Source organism: Finegoldia magna (assembly GCF_018371055.1).
Lineage (GTDB): Bacteria > Bacillota > Clostridia > Tissierellales > Peptoniphilaceae > Finegoldia > Finegoldia magna_I.
Map to the genome: position 1 here is coordinate 1 of NZ_JAGYZD010000356.1, position 1,186 is coordinate 1,186.

The following is a 1,186-nucleotide window of genomic DNA, read 5'->3' on the forward strand; positions in this document are numbered from 1 at the left end:
ATGCAAAAATACGTAAATGGATTTGGTTTTAATCAAAAAACAGATATTGATTTACCGGCTGAAGAATTGGGAATAGCTCCAAAGAGCGTTAAAGACATCGACGCAGCAAGACTTGCTACGCTTTCTTATGGTCACGGTATTTCAGCAACGCCGATTCAAATGATAACTGCTTTAAACTCAATAGTAAACGGTGGAATGTTGATAGGACCACATGTTGCAAAGGAATTTGTTTCAAAGGATACAAAAAAGATAGAAAAAGTTCAACCAAAAGTAAAAAGACAAATTATTTCAGCACAATCTTCAAAGCAAATTAATAAAATGTTGCAGGGAGTTGTTGATGACGGAAGTGGTAAAAAAGCTGCAATTCAAGGATTTGGAATCGGTGGTAAAACGGGAACAAGTATAAAAATCGAAGACGGCAAATACACTGACAGTAAAACAACTGCATCATTTTTTGGATCTTTTCCAACAGATCACCCAGAATACACAGTTCTAATCGTTGTAGATGAGCCTCAAAGAAAAAACGGCGGAAGTGCTGTATGCGCACCTTCTGCAGGAAAGATTTTTTCTAGAATTATCGAGTATAAGAGAATAAATAAAACTAGACTGGATGCTGACGATTCAGATAAGGTTACTGTTCCAGAATTAGAAGGGCTTACATTGAAGTTAGCGGTTGATAAATTAAATTCGTTGGGATTAAAGTCTAAGGTTACAAATTCAAATTCGAATTCAAATTCAATTGTAAAATCTCAAGAAACAGCTGCATATTCTAAAGTGAATAAGGGAGATATAATTGAACTTACAACAGGAAGTGTTGAGGACTCAATGATTAGAATTCCTGAAATAGTAGGATTCACAGTTGAAGATGCTGTAGATACTTTAGAAAAATACGGTATTAAAAATATCGAAATCAAAAATGGTAAAAAAGGTAAAGTAGTAAAAACTGATCCTGAAGAAAACAAATTGATGGATCCAAAATCTTACATTAAAATTTTTACTGAACAAGAGAAAAATACTGAAGAATAATTTTTTCGTGTGGTATAATAAATACTTATGAGGTATAAAATTGGACATAATTTGTGTTCATTATTTAAGACCAGCTATCAAATGTCAAGAGAAAATAAAAAATAATTTATCTTGAAATTTATGGCACGTTAAATAAGCCTAAAAATTAGGCTTAGAAAAA

At 32.4% G+C, this 1,186-nt stretch carries 1 protein-coding gene; it reads left to right on the forward strand.

The features are described from left to right. A partial coding sequence (locus KHW44_RS09840; RefSeq protein WP_304068960.1) for a penicillin-binding transpeptidase domain-containing protein occupies positions 1-1,026 on the forward strand: 1,026 nt, incomplete at its 5' end. Between the last annotated feature and the right edge of the window lie 160 nt (positions 1,027-1,186).